The sequence below is a fragment of the Chloroflexota bacterium genome (genome assembly GCA_013152435.1).
GTDB lineage: Bacteria > Chloroflexota > Anaerolineae > DUEN01 > DUEN01 > DUEN01.
The window spans coordinates 1-13932 of sequence record JAADGJ010000118.1 but is presented as its reverse complement, the minus strand read 5'-3'; the positions used below and the strand labels follow the sequence as shown (position 1 = coordinate 13932).

The following is a 13932-nucleotide window of genomic DNA, read 5'->3' as shown; positions in this document are numbered from 1 at the left end:
CGCCTGAGGATAGCACAGCTGCTGCCGACGGTCAACGGATGGGTGCGCTGCCATCCCTGTGGCCTATCCCAAGTGGGCCTCCAGGAACGTTGGGCGGCCGCGCAGGAAGTCCTGGATCGACATGGCCCGCTTTCCCGCCGGCTGGACCTCCTCCAGCACCAGCAGCCCTTGTCCCGTGCCTACGGCCGCTCCTTCCTCCCACGGGATGACCTTTCCGGGCTCCGCCGAGCCCTCCGCGACATGCGCCCGGAGGATCTTCAGCGGCTGTCCCTGCCATGAGGTATAGGCGCCCGGCCATGACTGATATGCCCGCACCATCCGCTCGATCTCGATGGCGGGACGCGCCCAGTCGATCCGGCCGTGCTCCTTCCGGATCGGGCGACAGACCGTCGCTCCCTCCTCGGGCTGGGGTTGTGGATGGATCTCCCCCGTCAGCCACATGGGGAGCGTGGCCGCGAGCAGCTCGGCGCCCTGGCGGGCCAGCCGCTGACCCAACGTGATCGCCGTGTCATCCGGCTGGATTTCCAGGGTGGCTTGTGCCAGAATAGGGCCCGTGTCCATTCCCTCGTCCATGAGCATGATGGTGGTGCCGGTGATCGTGTCCCCGGCCAGGATGGCGGCGGCGATGGGCGCCGCCCCCCGGTGGCGGGGCAGCAGGGACGCGTGGACGTTGACGCAGCCCTTGGGGGGCAATGTCAGCACCTCGGGGGGCAGGATCTTCCCGTAGGCGGCGACCACGATGACGTCCGGACGCAGGGCTGCCAGCTCCGCCACCGTCTCCGGCTTCCGCACGCTGGTCGGCTGCAATACTTTCAGGCCATGGTTCAGCGCGTATTGTTTCACCGGGGAGGGGACCACCTTGCGTCCTCGCCCGGCCGGGCGATCCGGCTGCGTCACCACAGCGACCACATCGTAGCCGCCCTCCACCAGGGCGGCCAGGCTGGGTACGGAGAACTCGGGCGTCCCCATAAAGATCACGCGAGTCTGAGACGGCTTGTTCATCTGCGCCTCCTCTCGAAGCCGTGCCCGTGGATTGTAGCATATCCGGCCCGCGTTCCCAAGGGACCGGAAGCGCTCTGAGACCCTGCGATGGGCATCAGAGGCTGTTTCGCTGCATTTCCACCCCATTGGATGCCCGATCGTCAGCCATCGGTCGGATGCCGGTCAAGTATTCGCCTCCCAATCGTGGCATGATGGACGTGACGGGGCGCGAAACCCGAGGCGGCCTTTAGACGTAATATTCAATGACTGGCCGACCTCGGCGGTCGTAGCGGATATGGAGTGATGCTGCCTGGCGGTTGAAAGCCTGGCCATATCGCTCGTATCGCGAGGAGTGGAAGAGGTTCATCAGTTTCTGGAGGGAAGGGAACGATGATGGAAGAGGAACGCAACGAGAATCTGCCTGAGGCAGAGGAGCCCCAAGTTGAGGGGGAGGAGACATCTCCGGAGGCCCAGCCGACGGAGGAAGCCACGGAATCCGTAGAGGGGACCTCGCAGGCGGAGCCGTCTGCGACAGGGGAGCCCGGAGAGGAGGCCGCTCAGGCTGAGCCGGCGGAGGAGGAGCCCGCTCAGGCTGAGCCGGCGGAGGAGGAGCCCGCCCAGCCCGAGAAGCCCTCACCGGCGCCCGGCCCGACTGTGCCGGAGGGAGGAGGCGACGTGGAGGTTTCGGACGATGATCGTCTGATGGCCGCGCTGGCGTGGTTGGGGCTGGCCATCCTTCAAATCCCCCTGGTCTCGCTGGTCCTGTTGATCGCGGAGGAGAACAAGCGACGACCGTTCCAGCGCTTCCACGCCATCAACTCCACGATCTTCTGGGTGGTCGGGTTTGTCTACGAGATCATCGCCATGATCGTCTACCTGATATTGACCTTTGTCACCCTGGGCTGTCTGGGGTTTTTCCTGTGGATCATCTTCTTCTTCCCGCATCTGGTGGCGTTCTACTACGCTTACCAGGCCTATCAGGGAAAGCAAACCGAGATCCCATTCATCACGGAGTTCGCACGCAATCAGGGCTGGCTGTGATCAACAGGTTGGCGGTGACGCTTCAACAGGGCGGGTTTCCGTAGCCGCCGATAGTGAGGAGGGCAGATACTGGCTCTCGCCTCGATGGATCCCCGGGCCTCTAAAGCCCGGGGATCTTGGTTCCCAGGGACTCGCGGCGCGTTGCCTGTTCTCTCCGGCTGGGCTATAATGCAGCCGCTTTCTCGCACGGAGCGCATGACATCGACATTGCAGGGGGAATCGGTGCCGCCACGAGCCAAACATTGGGTCATCGCCCCAGACCCCTCGCCTGAGATCGCCGCTCGCTTATCCCATCTCCATCCGCTGCTGGTGCGCGTCCTGGCCCGACGCGGGATCACCTCGGCCGAGGAGGCGGCGGCTTTCCTCGAAGGCTCTGAGATCTCCAACAACCCGTATCGGCTGGCGGGCGTGAGCGAGGCGGTCACCCGGCTGCGTTATGCCCTGCGCCGCGGGGAGCGCATCGCCGTCTACGGCGATTTCGACGCGGACGGGGTCACGTCCACCGCGCTGATGACGGTCACGCTGCAGTCCCTGGGCGGGGATGTGCGCCCCTATATCCCTCATCGGGTGGACGAGGGATACGGGCTGAACTTCGACGCGTTGGGGCGGCTGCGGGAGGAGGGGTGCCGGGTCGTGGTGACGGTCGATTGCGGGATCCGGTCGGTGGAGGAGGTCGCGTATGGCCAGCGCCTGGGCATGGACATGATCATCACCGACCATCATTCGATCGGGCCCGAGCTGCCGCCCGCCCGCGCGGTGATCAACCCGAAGCGGGCGGATAGCCGCTATCCGTTCGACTCGCTGGCGGGCGTGGGGGTTGCCTATCATCTGGCTCGAGGCTTGCTGCGGGCCGCCGCACACGACCGGGACATCCCCGATGGCGGTCTGCGGGAGCAGGACCTCCTGGATCTGGTCGCCCTGGGAACCGTGGCCGATATCGTCCCGCTGTTGGGCGAGAACCGTGACCTGGTGCGCCATGGCCTGGAGCGCCTGAACGAGCCCACGCGTCGGGGTATGCTGGCGCTGATGGATCAGGCCGGGGTGCGGCCGGGTCGGGTCACGGCCACGACGATCGGATACATCTTGGGGCCTCGCATCAACGCGGCCGGCCGCCTGTCCTCCGGCATGTTGGCGTTCGAGTTGTTGACCACGGACGATCCCGCTCGGGCGCTCACGTTGGCGGCGGAGCTGAACCGGCTCAACCAGCGGCGACAGGACCTCACCCGGCGCTACACGGAGGACGCGCTGATGCAGCTGGAGGAAGATGCTTACCTGCATCTGGTGGCCGCGCCCCACTATGAGCACGGCGTCGTCGGGCTGGTGGCGTCGCAGATCGTGGAGGCCACCTATCGCCCAGCCATCGTCGTCCGTCAGGAGGAAGAGGTCAGCCGGGGATCTGCCCGCTCGATCCCGGAGTTCAACATCACGCGGGCGTTGGATCGCTGCCGGGATCTATTGGTGCGGCATGGCGGCCACGCGGCCGCGGCCGGGTTCACCGTGCGCAATGAGCATCTGTCCGAGCTCAAGGATCGGCTCCAGGCCATTGCCCGGGAGGAGCTATCTGATGAGGACCTGGTGCCCAGGCTGTACGTTGACGCGGTGGTGGAGCTGAGCGAGCTGAACCGGGATATGTACGAGCAGTTGAGGCGGGTCGAGCCGTGCGGCCATGGGAACGAGCAGCCGGTGCTGGTGGCTCATGGCGTGACCGTGCGTTCCTGTCGGGCGGTGGGGGCCGATCAGCGGCATCTGCGATTAACGGTGAGCGACGGCCGCGTGGTATTCGATGCGATCGCTTTCCAGCAGGGCGAGTGGGTGGATCAAATGCCCGCTCGCGTCGATTTGGCCTTCACCTTTGAGGTAAACGAATGGAACGGCAGACAGCAGTTTCAGTTGAACGTCCTGGACTGGCGCCCGGCCGGGGAGGAGGGGGGATGAGGCGACTGTCGGCTCCGCTGAAGATCGGGTTGGGTGCGGCCGTCGTGGGGTTGCTGTTGGCCGTGGTCGGGATCCTGCGGGGACAGGTGCCCCTGAATCCCGTCTCCATTCTGCTGGCCTTGTTGATCTCCGGCGGGGCGTGGGGGATCGTGGCCTGGGCGGTGGCCACGGCCGCCGTGGACGTGGAGTCCGATGTGGCGGCCGCCGAGGCGGAATCTCACAAGGAGGAATCGTCGTAGAAGATCATGGTCGCACGATCGTTGCGTGATATACGAGCGTTTCTGCTGGACATGGATGGCGTGGTATACGCCGGGACGGAGCTGTTGCCCGGCTCTCGGGAGTTCATCGCTCAGTTACAGGCGGAGGGCACGCCGTTTCTCTTTCTGACCAACAATTCCAGTCGCACGCCCGGCCAGTATGTGGAGAAGCTGGCCGGTCTGGGTATTCGTGTCGACGAGGATCGGGTGTTCACATCGGCGTTGGCCACGGCGGCCTGGCTGCGACAGGAGGCGCCGGAGGGGGCGGCCGTGCTGGTCATCGGCGAGCGCGGCATCCGGGAGGCGTTGGCCGATCAGGGATTCCGGCTGGTGGATCGTCACGACCAGGCGGATTATGTGGTGGCGGGATTCGATTCGACGTTCACGTATGAGAAGGCGAAGGAGGCCGCCTTTGCGATCCGTCGCGGGGCTCCCTTCATCGCTACGAACACGGATGCCAGTTTGCCTACGGAGGAGGGACAGGCACCCGGGGCGGGCTCGATCATCGCCATGTTGGAGGTGGCCACCGGGGTGAAGGCGAAGGTGATCGGCAAGCCGGAGCCGGGGATCTTCGAGTTGGCGTTGGCCCGGTTGGGCACCCGGCCGGAGGAGACGGCCATGGTCGGGGATCGGTACGAGACGGATATCGTGGGGGGGCATCGGGCCGGGTTGCCCACGATCGGCGTGTTGTGCGGGGTGACCACGGCAGAGCAGTTCGCTACGGCGGATCCGCCGCCGGATTGGGTGTTTTCGGACCTGGCCGAGCTGTTGGAGGCATGGCGTCGGCGGCTCGAAGACACATAGGGTTGCGGATTTTATGCTCCGAGGCTTAAATAACAGTTGACACATGGGGGTCGCTGTGCTATAATGCTGCCCGCTGAGGCACGTTACAAGCGAGGAAACTTATACGGCTGGACAGCGGGCTGGTCGCCGTCGCTGGGGCGCAAAAGCGCCTCAGAGGAACTTCCCGACTCCCACCCGGTTCGGCCGGGAAGGCCGCCCCACGAAACAGTAAGTGGGGGCGCCTGGTGAGTAATCGCCAGGTGACCACAACCGCAACAGAAAGCAGACCCGCCCGGCTCTTGCCGGGTAAGGGGTGAAACGGTGGGGTAAGAGCCCACCAGCGGTGGCAGTAATGTCACCGGCTGGGCGAGTGTGCGGCCGGGAGCAAGGCGAGTGGGCCGGGCTTGCGGAAGCAGGTTCGGTCTCGCCGCAGCGGCGACGGCGAGGTAGGGTAACACCCTACAAGCTAGGAGCCGCCACCGGGTTGTGGGCCCGGTGAGACAGATGACGGCTAATACAGAATCGGGGGTATGGCCAGTCCAAAAGGCTGTCCGGCCGTATCCAGGTTGCCGACGTGGCGGAATTGGCAGACGCTGCAGACTTAGGATCTGCTGCCCGCAAGGGCGTGGAGGTTCGAGTCCTCTCGTCGGCACCACGTCGTGACGGGCACCTGGTCGTTCGGGCCCGTGGCCAAGTGGGAAGGCGCCTGCTTTGCAAGCAGGAGATCGTCGGTTCGAATCCGACCGGGTCCACCGAGCGGATAGAGATAGGGGCAGGCGATAGTGATGGAGGATTCTCCTCTATCTCTATCTCATGTCCCGATCCAACAAGCGGGTGTAGTTCAGTGGTAGAACGTCTCCTTGCCAAGGAGAAGGTCGTGGGTTCGAATCCCATCGCCCGCTCCTTTTCTGTTTGCCGAGGTAGCTCAGTTGGTAGAGCACGCGACTGAAAATTGCGGTGTCCCCAGTTCGATTCTGGGCCTCGGCACTCAGGAGTACCCGTGTAGTCGGGGATCGTCTAATGGCAGGACGGGGGACTTTGGATCCCTTGGTCGAGGTTCGAGTCCTCGTCCCCGAGCTGAACCCCGAAAGGCGACTAGCAGATCCTGATTCTGTTAGTCGCTTTTCTGATTCCCCGACGGCTTCGTCCCCAGCGCCAGGAATATGCTGATGCTGGCGCGTTCGTCGCCGCAGGCTGAGTCCGCACAGCACTCCTCGCCCACGCAGTCGATTCGGATGTGCGTTAGCCCTGCCGCCTCAAACCAGCGCCTCACGTCGTCCCGCTTGAATCCCATCCAGCGATCGTGTTGCTCCGTCCTCAGGAACTCGAAATCGTGTTCGTCCAGGTCGGTGATGACCAGCTTCCCACCTGGCCTCAGCACCCTGACCATCTCTCGGATCGCCTCCGGTGGCACGTCCACATGATGAAGGCACATGTTCGCGAAGACGTAATCCACCGTCCCATCCGGGACCGGCAGACGAGTCGCCTCGCCGACCCGGCAATCCACCGGCCCGAATTTCCTCCGGATCTCCTTGAGCATCGCCTTGGACTGATCGACGGCGATGACCTTTGCCCCTCGTTGCAACAGCCCTTCCGTGATGAACCCCGTTCCGGCCCCGATGTCCGCAGCGATCTCTCCTGCCTGCACGTTTGCGGCGAGCAGGGCCGTCTCCCGGACTGTATCGGGGAAGAACTGTCGCCGCATCTCGTCCCACCGCCCGGCCACCTGCTCGAAGTATCCCTCGCTGTTCATCGCTCTCTCCTCCTGCATCTCGGGTGATCCATCTAAGAGTGTGTCTGAAAAATGCCGTTGCTTCTGCTGTGGGGAGGCTCGGAGGGGCGGAGCCCCTCCGGAAAAAGCCCTTCTTTTGCCTTCGACCTGCCTGGTCTCGGCCTGGGTCCTTCGGGAAGGGCCGAGAAAGGCAGGTACAGGCCGGAAAAGTGGGATTTCCGTGGAGGGGTCCTCCCCTCCACACCTCCCCTTGTGGATCTGGAGTTGGGGGAGACCCTCAGACATCTTGCCGGGAAATTTTCAGACACGCTCTAAACGATTCCTATGTGATCGCTGCCCGGCGGAGCATCACGCGAGGATCTTCCTGGCGAGGATGCGGTTGACCGCGTGCTGATGGGGGATGCCCCCGGACGTGCAGTCGAAGATCTCCTCCGTGCAGAATTCGATCTTCCAATCGTGGTAGTGCGTGAATAACTCGCCGGAGATCCACAGGCGAGTCCCCTCGTCGGCATCGGGGGCTTCGGCGATGAACGGCTTCCGGACGAATACGGAGAAGGCGTGGAGGCCGCCCGGGCGGGTGAACTGCTTGTAATGATCGAGGAGCTCCGCTCGCAACTCCTCGGGGACGAAGTGCAGCGTGCCCGTGGAGAAGAAGATATCGAAGGGCTCCTCCAGGCGGAACTCCAACAGATCGGCGGTGAACGCCTCCAGGGAGACGCCCACCTCCCGAGCCATCCGCCGGGTCTTCTCGACCCCTACGGGCGACAGGTCGAACGCCGTGACCTGATAGCCGTTGCGGGCGAAGAAGACGGCGTTGCGACCTTCGCCACATCCGATGTCCAATAACCTCAACGGCCGTTCTGGGGGCATCAATGCCAGCACCCGATAGCACAGAGCCGAAGGGCGCACACCCCAGTAGTAGCCTTCCTGACGATATTTGTCATCGTACGAAGCCAATATGCAACCTCGCTATTCGTGTCCTGTGCCGCCTCATCGGGCCGAGGCTCCGGACGGGCGGCCGGGCCAGCGACCTTCCTCGTTCATTTCCCCGGCGGTAGGGGGATGTACACCGCCGGCTTGTCCCCGACATACGGCTCATACACCAGGACGAGGTCCTTCTCGTCCTCCGGTACCTGCACGCATATGGCGCCGCTGATCGGGTGATCGGGCGTCACCACCCCGTCCAGTTCATCGGGCACCACCCCACATCTCGTCTCCTTGCCGTACGTGGTGTAGACGACGCCCCGTTCGCCGACTACCTTGAAGTCTTGTGCCCCGACGGAGACCGGCTGATCGTCCGCGTCTTCCGCCTTCTCGACCTGCACGGTGACCAGCAACATCCGCTTCCCGGGCGCTGGCGGCTCATTGTATGGGTTTTGCGCCTTCACCAGCGGCCACCCGTCCTCTTCGACGCTGATCACCCCGATCTGGAGCCCGTTCCACGTGCGTTTACCGCTGAGGATCTCGGTGACCAGTGCCTCGGGAGAGGGCGTCCCCTCGGCGGTGGGCTCTGCCGTACCCCGGCTCGGAAGTCCTGATGGTTCCCCTGGCCATCCATGCAGGGCCGAGGCGACGATCACGAGGATTACCGCCGATCCGACGATGAGGAAGAACGTGATCTTCTGTCTGGTCATCATCTACCCCATGGTTTGGTGTTGTCCCGGATGCCCGATCTCGCGACGGCCCTCCCTGACCTCTCGGTAAGTATACATCCATCCCCTGATCTGTGGCCATTTCGCCCCCTGACCGATGGCGTATCCAAAATGGTGGAAATGCCGCGGGGCGACCCCGGTGTCCGTTGTGCCTTCCCTGGGTGGGGGGGTCAAGCGCATTTGAATCCGTTCGGTTACCCTTCCTATCCGTTTTGACACCAGCCCCATTCGCGGGTATAATCAGGTACCGTTGGTGAAGTCAATCGGTTTGGCATCCCTTACCGCTCCGATTCACGCAATCGGGGCGGTTTTTTATAACACTCGAACCAACGCGAATCCGCAGGTCAAATGCCTGCATGAACGTGAGGAAGATCAAAGGAGTTCCATGTACTTTACAGAATTAGATTTAAGCGGACCTATACAGGAGGCGATCAGCGCCCTAGGGTATGAGGAGACGACACCGATTCAGACCCGGGCGATCCCGCCCGGCCTGCAAAAGCGCGATATCGTCGGCTGCGCCCAGACGGGCACCGGCAAGACGTTGGCTTTTCTCCTGCCGGCGCTGGATCGCCTGCTGCGAGAGCCAGCCCGAACCCGCAACCCCCGCATCGTGATCCTGGAGCCGACTCGTGAGCTGGCCATCCAGGTCGCCGGGGAAGCCCGGAAGCTCACCGCTCGCACCTCATTGCGCGGCGTAGCCGTGTACGGCGGGGCCGGGATGAAGAAGCAAACCGATCAACTGCGTCGGGGCGTCGATATCGTCGTCGCCACACCGGGGCGCCTGATGGACCATATGCGCCGCAGGAACGTGAGCTTCCAGGACGTGCAGGTCCTCGTGCTGGATGAGGCCGACCGGATGTTGGATATGGGCTTCCTGCCCGATATCAAGCGGATCGTCAACCGCATGCCTCGCCAACGCCAGACCATGCTCTTCTCAGCCACGATGCCCCCGGCGATCCTGGCGCTGGCTCGCCAGTTCCAACGCGATCCGGTGAACATCAAGATCGATCTGGCCCGTCCTCCCGAGGCGATCCAGCAGACGCTTTACCCGGTGCCCAGGCACCTTAAGACGAAGCTTCTGGTGGCCATGCTGGAACAGATGGAGATCCAGAGTATGCTGGTCTTCACCCGGACCAAGCAGCAGGCCAATATCGTGACCCGGCAGCTGCGTCAGGCCGGGATCGCCACGGCGTGCATCCATGGGGATTTCAAGCAGCGGGATCGAATCGCCGCCATGGAGGGCTTCCGATCTGGCAGGCATCGAGTCCTGGTCGCCACGAATATCGCCGCTCGGGGGTGGGATGTGAAGGGCATCTCTCATGTGCTCAACTACGACGTGCCGGAGCACCCCGAGGATTACGTGCATCGGATCGGGCGTACGGCCCGCGCCGAGGCGGATGGCGATGCCATCACGCTGGTCACCCCGGACGACGAGGCGCTGGTCTATCGGATCGAGCACTTGCTGGGGCGCAAGATCGAGCGCAGAACCCTGCCGGGGTTCGACTATGACGTGCCGCCGCCTTCCTGGGCGAAGCCCTCCGCGAAGGCGCTGATCCGGGATGCCACTCGATCGCAGAGTCTGGCCGACCGCTGGCGATCCATGCGGTAGAGGCGTCGAGGGATCCGCTCCTTTTTGCAGCGGCCAGCCCGATCAACCCAGCAAATAGATGGTGGCTCGGCTTTGGTTCACGCCTCCCGGGCTCTCAGAATAACGGCGAGCATATGCTCGCCGCTATTTTTTGGCGTTTTTCTCATCGAAGAAATTCCTCAGTCCAGGGCGTGATACGCCTGATGCGCTTGGCAGGGCGGTTTCAGCGAGCTGTTAGAGTGTGTCTGAAAAATGCCGTTGCTTCTGCTGTGGAGAGGCCCTCCGGAAAAAGCCCTTCTTTTGTCTTCGATCTGCCCAGCCTCGGCCCGGACCCTTCGGGAAGGACCGAGAGAGGCAGGTGCAGGCTGGAAAAGTGGGATTTCCGTGGAGGGGAGGCCCCCTCCACACCTCCCCCTGTGGAGTTGGTCGTTGAGGGAGGTCCCTCAGACATCTTGCCGGTAAATTTTCAGACACGCTGTTAGATAATCTTCTCCGTGGCCTCTCTTCGTCGGACGACGGCTTCGGCCAAAATGCATAGGATCTCGTACATCATGGTGGCGCCGACGAGCGCTGTGTTTCCCGAGGGGTCGAAAGGCGGCGATACTTCGACCACGTCGCCGCCGATCAGGTCAAGGCCACGTAGGCCCCGCAACAGCATTTGTGCCTCGAGAGAGGTCATCCCACCAACCTCGGGTGTCCCCGTGCCAGGCGCGAATGCCGGGTCGAGGCTGTCTACATCGAAGGAGACGTAAGTAGGACCATCCCCCACCACGCGCCGCGCCTCAGCGATCACCGCCTCCACACCCAGCTTGGCAAATTCCTCCATGAAGATGACGCGCATGCCGGATTCCAGAGAGAAATCCCACCCCTCCTCTGAGTTCTGGGTACCACGGATTCCGATCTGCACCGTTCGTTTGGGATCAAGGAGCCCCTCTTCGACAGCCCGTCGGAAGGGCGTGCCATGGGTGAACTTAGAGCCCAATTCCTCGTCACAAGTGTCGGTGTGAGCGTCGATATGCACCATGCCAACGGGTCTATCCGCGGCAATGGCGCGTAAGATGGGCAGGCTGATCGAATGGTCGCCCCCCGCGCTCAGTGGCACCACGCCTGCAGCGTGTACTTTGCGGTAAAACTCTGTGATATCGGCGTGGCTCGCCTCGATATGAAATACGTTGGCAATTGGGACGTCGCCCAGGTCGGCGATACGACAGAGCTTGTACGGGTTAACCCTGGTGACATGGTGAGTGGTACGTATCAAGCTCGACATGTTGCGGATCTCGCGTGGCCCGTGACGCTGACCTGGCCGGTTTTCTGCCCCGCCGTCGAAGGGCACACCAATGAGCGCGATATCCAGCCCAGACGGATCGCGAACCAGTGGCGTGCGCATGAAAGTCGCAATTCCAGTATAGCGCGGCGAGGGCTCGCCATAATCGAATTCGGCTTCCATACTTCTGATCCCCCATCGCCAGACACTTATTGGAAAACGGTTATGATTTCAAGGCTATGGCCAGGTTGTCTAACGACAGCGGCCCTATGCTTGTAGACAACCCGCCAGCACTGCCCGGCCTCCAGGTTCTGGTATGCGAGGTGAACGGAATCCAACGCGCAAAGGACCCCGAAGACACGCCTATGGCTTTCAAACGCTCAGTGCTCACGCCTCAATCCGGGGATAATGAAAGGTGTCCTCTTTTTATATTCGATGTACTCGTCTCCGTATCTTCTCTCAAGCTCCTTCTCCTCAATGAGCTTGATGTACGACAAGATGATCGTGGAAAAGAGGAGCACCATGATCATGGAACTGATCGAACCGATGAGTATGCTGATACCCAGATAGAAGTTAATCAGCCCGAAGGCCAGCGGATTTCGACAGTAGGAGTAGGGCTTTTGTACCACGAGTTTCTGCGTGGCCATCAACGGCATGGGCGTTCCCTTTCCGATCTCCCTCTGTGCCTTGATCGTCCAGAGGAGGAAGAGGACGCCTAGAGCGATCAGGATGGAACCGACTGCCACCCTGATGGGAGTGCCAGGAAGCGTCGGCAGGTTGAGTCGCCTGTCCAGAACGAGGTTTGGGATCAAGAAGAGCAAGGAGGGGAAGAAAAAGAAGAAGACAAGAATGGGGGGAATGATCGCCGCCAATCGTCTCTTCGAGGAAGGGGGCTTGTTCGACACCTCCACGATCTTATCCACGAGTTTCATGTGTTATGTTCTCCGTATGGGATAGGAATTTTCACGCTCCGGCGGGCGACTCATCCGGCCACAGAGGAAAGTGCCTGTTCCCCGTTCTCACCCGGATGTCGCCTGAACGGCTCTCCGCAAGGCGGCCCTGGCCAGGATTCGCGTAGAGTCCAGGGTCGGCAAGGGGGAGCCTTCTCGCGTTACCAGCAAGGGGATCTCCGTACAACCGAGCACAACGGCGTCGCATCCCTGGCTCTTGAATTCGCTGATGACCTGATGGAAGTAAGCGCGAGATTCAGGATAGAACCGGCCGTACACGAGCTCGTCGAAGATGATCGCGTTGATTCGCTCCCGATCCTCCGCCTCGGGGATTCTGTACGCGATATCCATGGCGCTTAGCTTCTCCGGGTAGACGGAGGATTCCATCAGGAAGCGAGTCCCCAGGATTCCCAAGCACGTGTAGCCCTTGCGCTTTGCCTCATGGGCCACTTCTTCGGCGATGTGGAGCCAGGGGATAGGGGACTTCCCGGCCATAAGCTCGAACGCCTGGTGGATGGTGTTATCCGGGCATATGGCGAAATCAGCCCCTGCTCCGGCCACCTTTTCGGCGGAGGCGAGCATGAGATCCGCTACGCTTTGCCAATCCGCTGCCTCAATGTGTTGCATATACTCGCTGAAGGGGAATGTGTGCATGGTGACCTCGGGGTGGGCGTATCGCTTCCCAAGGAATTGTTCCCCTTCTATGCAGATGGTGCGATAGCAAAGAGCTGCTCCTTCTGCGCTGCATGCGACGATTCCTATGTGCTTCGACATACATTTCCCTCGCTTATCGGAAGATTTCGGTGTTGGACGGGGGAAGCACCGTTGGGAAGATCAAAGCCGTGTGGATAATTATATCCTGGCTATGCCTGCAAGGAGCAATGTGCGGCTCCCTGAATTCCAAATCTGAAGAGCACCGTCCGTTGATACGCATAGGCCCCAAGGCTCGTGAGTTCCCCGCCGCCGGCCGGTGTTACGAAGCCGACGGCGGGGGTTCCGCGCACGGCTCTTCGAAAGGCAGCCTGTTGGGACGGCCATTCATGTGCCCACACCGTCCTTTGTCTACTGTCCGGGTGGGCGATAGACCGGCGTCTTCTTCACCGCTTCGTCCACTTCTTCGGGGGTGAGCAGCACCGTCGTCTTGATCGCGATCGCTCCGCTGGCAGCGACCAACAGAGCGACTGCCGCCATGCTCTCGTTGTCCGGGAGATCGGCAATCACGTAGAGATCGGTCTCGCCGAAGGCGTAGTAGAAGGCCTCAATCGTTCCTCCCATCGACTCGACCAGCTTCTCAACAACGGCACGCCGGCTGGAACCTCCCTCTTTCAGTAGCCCTTTGATGCCTTCTCCGACGTAGTTGCACTGAGCCAGATATTTGGGCATTTGAGACTCCTTCCCTCTTGCCGGAAGAGCAAGATGGCGGCCAGAAGATGATTGCCTCCCTGACATCTCGCTCATTCCACGCAGAATAGGCGTGTCCTCAAGGACACACCGGCGGGAACAAGCAGTGATAGGGGTTTGGACCTATAACAACCCTCCCTTCTCCGTCCCGCATCGGCTGCCTTTGCCCGGGGTAAGAGCTTTCCGCTCATTTTTGGAATGGGCGACATGAATTCCCTTAAAGGGCATCTAACCATTCACCACGAAGGTACAAAGACGCTGAGATATTGTATTGAAGCAGAGCCTTTTTCGTCCATTTGGGGACAGGCGGCGGGTATCGGTAACCCCGTCGCCTATGCATATCCTTCA

The 13932-nt window shown here is 61.9% G+C and carries 13 protein-coding genes, 5 tRNA genes and 1 other RNA gene; 11 read left to right on the top strand and 8 right to left on the bottom strand.

The window, feature by feature from the left end:
* Nucleotides 1–63 precede the first annotated feature (63 nt).
* Nucleotides 64–1002, bottom strand: coding sequence for a methionyl-tRNA formyltransferase (locus tag GXP39_16710; protein ID NOZ29674.1), 939 nt, complete (start codon nt 1000–1002; stop codon nt 64–66).
* A gap of 369 nt (nt 1003–1371) precedes the next feature.
* Between GXP39_16710 and GXP39_16705 the strand changes: the two genes are divergently transcribed.
* The 10 genes from GXP39_16705 to GXP39_16660 all read left to right on the top strand — a co-directional run bounded on the left by GXP39_16705 (nt 1372) and on the right by GXP39_16660 (nt 6074).
* Nucleotides 1372–2022: a hypothetical protein gene (locus tag GXP39_16705; GenBank protein ID NOZ29673.1), complete on the top strand. Its 651-nt coding sequence runs from the start codon at nt 1372–1374 to the stop codon at nt 2020–2022.
* A gap of 195 nt (nt 2023–2217) precedes the next feature.
* A complete protein-coding gene (gene recJ / locus GXP39_16700; GenBank protein NOZ29672.1) occupies nt 2218–3957 on the top strand; it encodes a single-stranded-DNA-specific exonuclease RecJ in 1740 nt (579 codons plus the stop codon).
* Nucleotides 3954–4196 carry a hypothetical protein gene (locus GXP39_16695; GenBank protein NOZ29671.1) on the top strand — a complete coding sequence of 81 codons (243 nt, stop codon included), beginning with the start codon at nt 3954–3956 and terminating at the stop codon, nt 4194–4196. Before recJ ends, GXP39_16695 begins: the two co-directional genes overlap by 4 nt.
* Before the next feature lie 6 nt (nt 4197–4202).
* Entirely contained in the window at nt 4203–5018 is an 816-nt protein-coding gene (locus GXP39_16690) for a TIGR01457 family HAD-type hydrolase (GenBank protein NOZ29670.1), read from the top strand.
* 115 nt (nt 5019–5133) lie between these two features.
* Nucleotides 5134–5543, top strand: an RNA gene (gene rnpB / locus GXP39_16685) — RNase P RNA component class A.
* A gap of 22 nt (nt 5544–5565) precedes the next feature.
* Nucleotides 5566–5652: transfer RNA gene (locus GXP39_16680), tRNA-Leu, on the top strand.
* Between the two features lie 25 nt (nt 5653–5677).
* Nucleotides 5678–5749: transfer RNA gene (locus GXP39_16675), tRNA-Ala, on the top strand.
* Nucleotides 5750–5827: 78 nt separating this feature from the next.
* Nucleotides 5828–5899 (top strand) — tRNA-Gly (locus GXP39_16670).
* A gap of 12 nt (nt 5900–5911) precedes the next feature.
* Nucleotides 5912–5984: transfer RNA gene (locus GXP39_16665), tRNA-Phe, on the top strand.
* Nucleotides 5985–6003: 19 nt separating this feature from the next.
* Nucleotides 6004–6074, top strand: a tRNA-Gln gene (locus GXP39_16660).
* 37 nt (nt 6075–6111) lie between these two features.
* Here the strand turns inward: GXP39_16660 and GXP39_16655 are convergent.
* The 3 genes from GXP39_16655 to GXP39_16645 all read right to left on the bottom strand — a co-directional run bounded on the left by GXP39_16655 (nt 6112) and on the right by GXP39_16645 (nt 8366).
* Nucleotides 6112–6750 carry a class I SAM-dependent methyltransferase gene (locus GXP39_16655; protein NOZ29669.1) on the bottom strand — a complete coding sequence of 213 codons (639 nt, stop codon included), beginning with the start codon at nt 6748–6750 and terminating at the stop codon, nt 6112–6114.
* Nucleotides 6751–7077: 327 nt separating this feature from the next.
* Nucleotides 7078–7686: a methyltransferase domain-containing protein gene (locus tag GXP39_16650; protein ID NOZ29668.1), complete on the bottom strand. Its 609-nt coding sequence runs from the start codon at nt 7684–7686 to the stop codon at nt 7078–7080.
* An 83-nt stretch (nt 7687–7769) separates the two neighbouring features.
* Nucleotides 7770–8366, bottom strand: coding sequence for a DUF4352 domain-containing protein (locus tag GXP39_16645; protein NOZ29667.1), 597 nt, complete (start codon nt 8364–8366; stop codon nt 7770–7772).
* A 400-nt stretch (nt 8367–8766) separates the two neighbouring features.
* Between GXP39_16645 and GXP39_16640 the strand changes: the two genes are divergently transcribed.
* On the top strand, nt 8767–9990 hold the full coding sequence (locus GXP39_16640; GenBank protein ID NOZ29666.1) for a DEAD/DEAH box helicase: 1224 nt from the start codon (nt 8767–8769) through the stop codon (nt 9988–9990).
* Between the two features lie 457 nt (nt 9991–10447).
* Here the strand turns inward: GXP39_16640 and speB are convergent, their stop codons facing one another.
* The 4 genes from speB to GXP39_16620 all read right to left on the bottom strand — a co-directional run bounded on the left by speB (nt 10448) and on the right by GXP39_16620 (nt 13566).
* Nucleotides 10448–11416, bottom strand: coding sequence for an agmatinase (gene speB, locus GXP39_16635; protein NOZ29665.1), 969 nt, complete (start codon nt 11414–11416; stop codon nt 10448–10450).
* A gap of 197 nt (nt 11417–11613) precedes the next feature.
* Nucleotides 11614–12165 carry an isoprenylcysteine carboxylmethyltransferase family protein gene (locus GXP39_16630; protein ID NOZ29664.1) on the bottom strand — a complete coding sequence of 184 codons (552 nt, stop codon included), beginning with the start codon at nt 12163–12165 and terminating at the stop codon, nt 11614–11616.
* Nucleotides 12166–12252: 87 nt separating this feature from the next.
* Nucleotides 12253–12957 carry an amino acid racemase gene (locus tag GXP39_16625; protein ID NOZ29663.1) on the bottom strand — a complete coding sequence of 235 codons (705 nt, stop codon included), beginning with the start codon at nt 12955–12957 and terminating at the stop codon, nt 12253–12255.
* Between the two features lie 288 nt (nt 12958–13245).
* Nucleotides 13246–13566 (bottom strand): GYD domain-containing protein, encoded by a 321-nt coding sequence (locus GXP39_16620; protein ID NOZ29662.1) that lies wholly within the window; start codon nt 13564–13566, stop codon nt 13246–13248.
* Nucleotides 13567–13932: the final 366 nt, after the last annotated feature.

Coding starts and splice junctions, on each gene's coding strand:
- GXP39_16625 (NOZ29663.1), bottom strand. CDS start 12,957: ATGTCGAAGCACATAGGAATCGTCGCATGCAGCGCAGAAGGAGCAGCT.
- GXP39_16620 (NOZ29662.1), bottom strand. CDS start 13,566: ATGCCCAAATATCTGGCTCAGTGCAACTACGTCGGAGAAGGCATCAAA.
- GXP39_16690 (NOZ29670.1), top strand. CDS start 4,203: ATGGTCGCACGATCGTTGCGTGATATACGAGCGTTTCTGCTGGACATG.
- recJ (NOZ29672.1), top strand. CDS start 2,218: ATGACATCGACATTGCAGGGGGAATCGGTGCCGCCACGAGCCAAACAT.
- GXP39_16640 (NOZ29666.1), top strand. CDS start 8,767: ATGTACTTTACAGAATTAGATTTAAGCGGACCTATACAGGAGGCGATC.
- GXP39_16710 (NOZ29674.1), bottom strand. CDS start 1,002: ATGAACAAGCCGTCTCAGACTCGCGTGATCTTTATGGGGACGCCCGAG.
- GXP39_16645 (NOZ29667.1), bottom strand. CDS start 8,366: ATGATGACCAGACAGAAGATCACGTTCTTCCTCATCGTCGGATCGGCG.
- GXP39_16630 (NOZ29664.1), bottom strand. CDS start 12,165: ATGAAACTCGTGGATAAGATCGTGGAGGTGTCGAACAAGCCCCCTTCC.
- GXP39_16705 (NOZ29673.1), top strand. CDS start 1,372: ATGATGGAAGAGGAACGCAACGAGAATCTGCCTGAGGCAGAGGAGCCC.
- speB (NOZ29665.1), bottom strand. CDS start 11,416: ATGGAAGCCGAATTCGATTATGGCGAGCCCTCGCCGCGCTATACTGGA.
- GXP39_16655 (NOZ29669.1), bottom strand. CDS start 6,750: ATGAACAGCGAGGGATACTTCGAGCAGGTGGCCGGGCGGTGGGACGAG.
- GXP39_16695 (NOZ29671.1), top strand. CDS start 3,954: ATGAGGCGACTGTCGGCTCCGCTGAAGATCGGGTTGGGTGCGGCCGTC.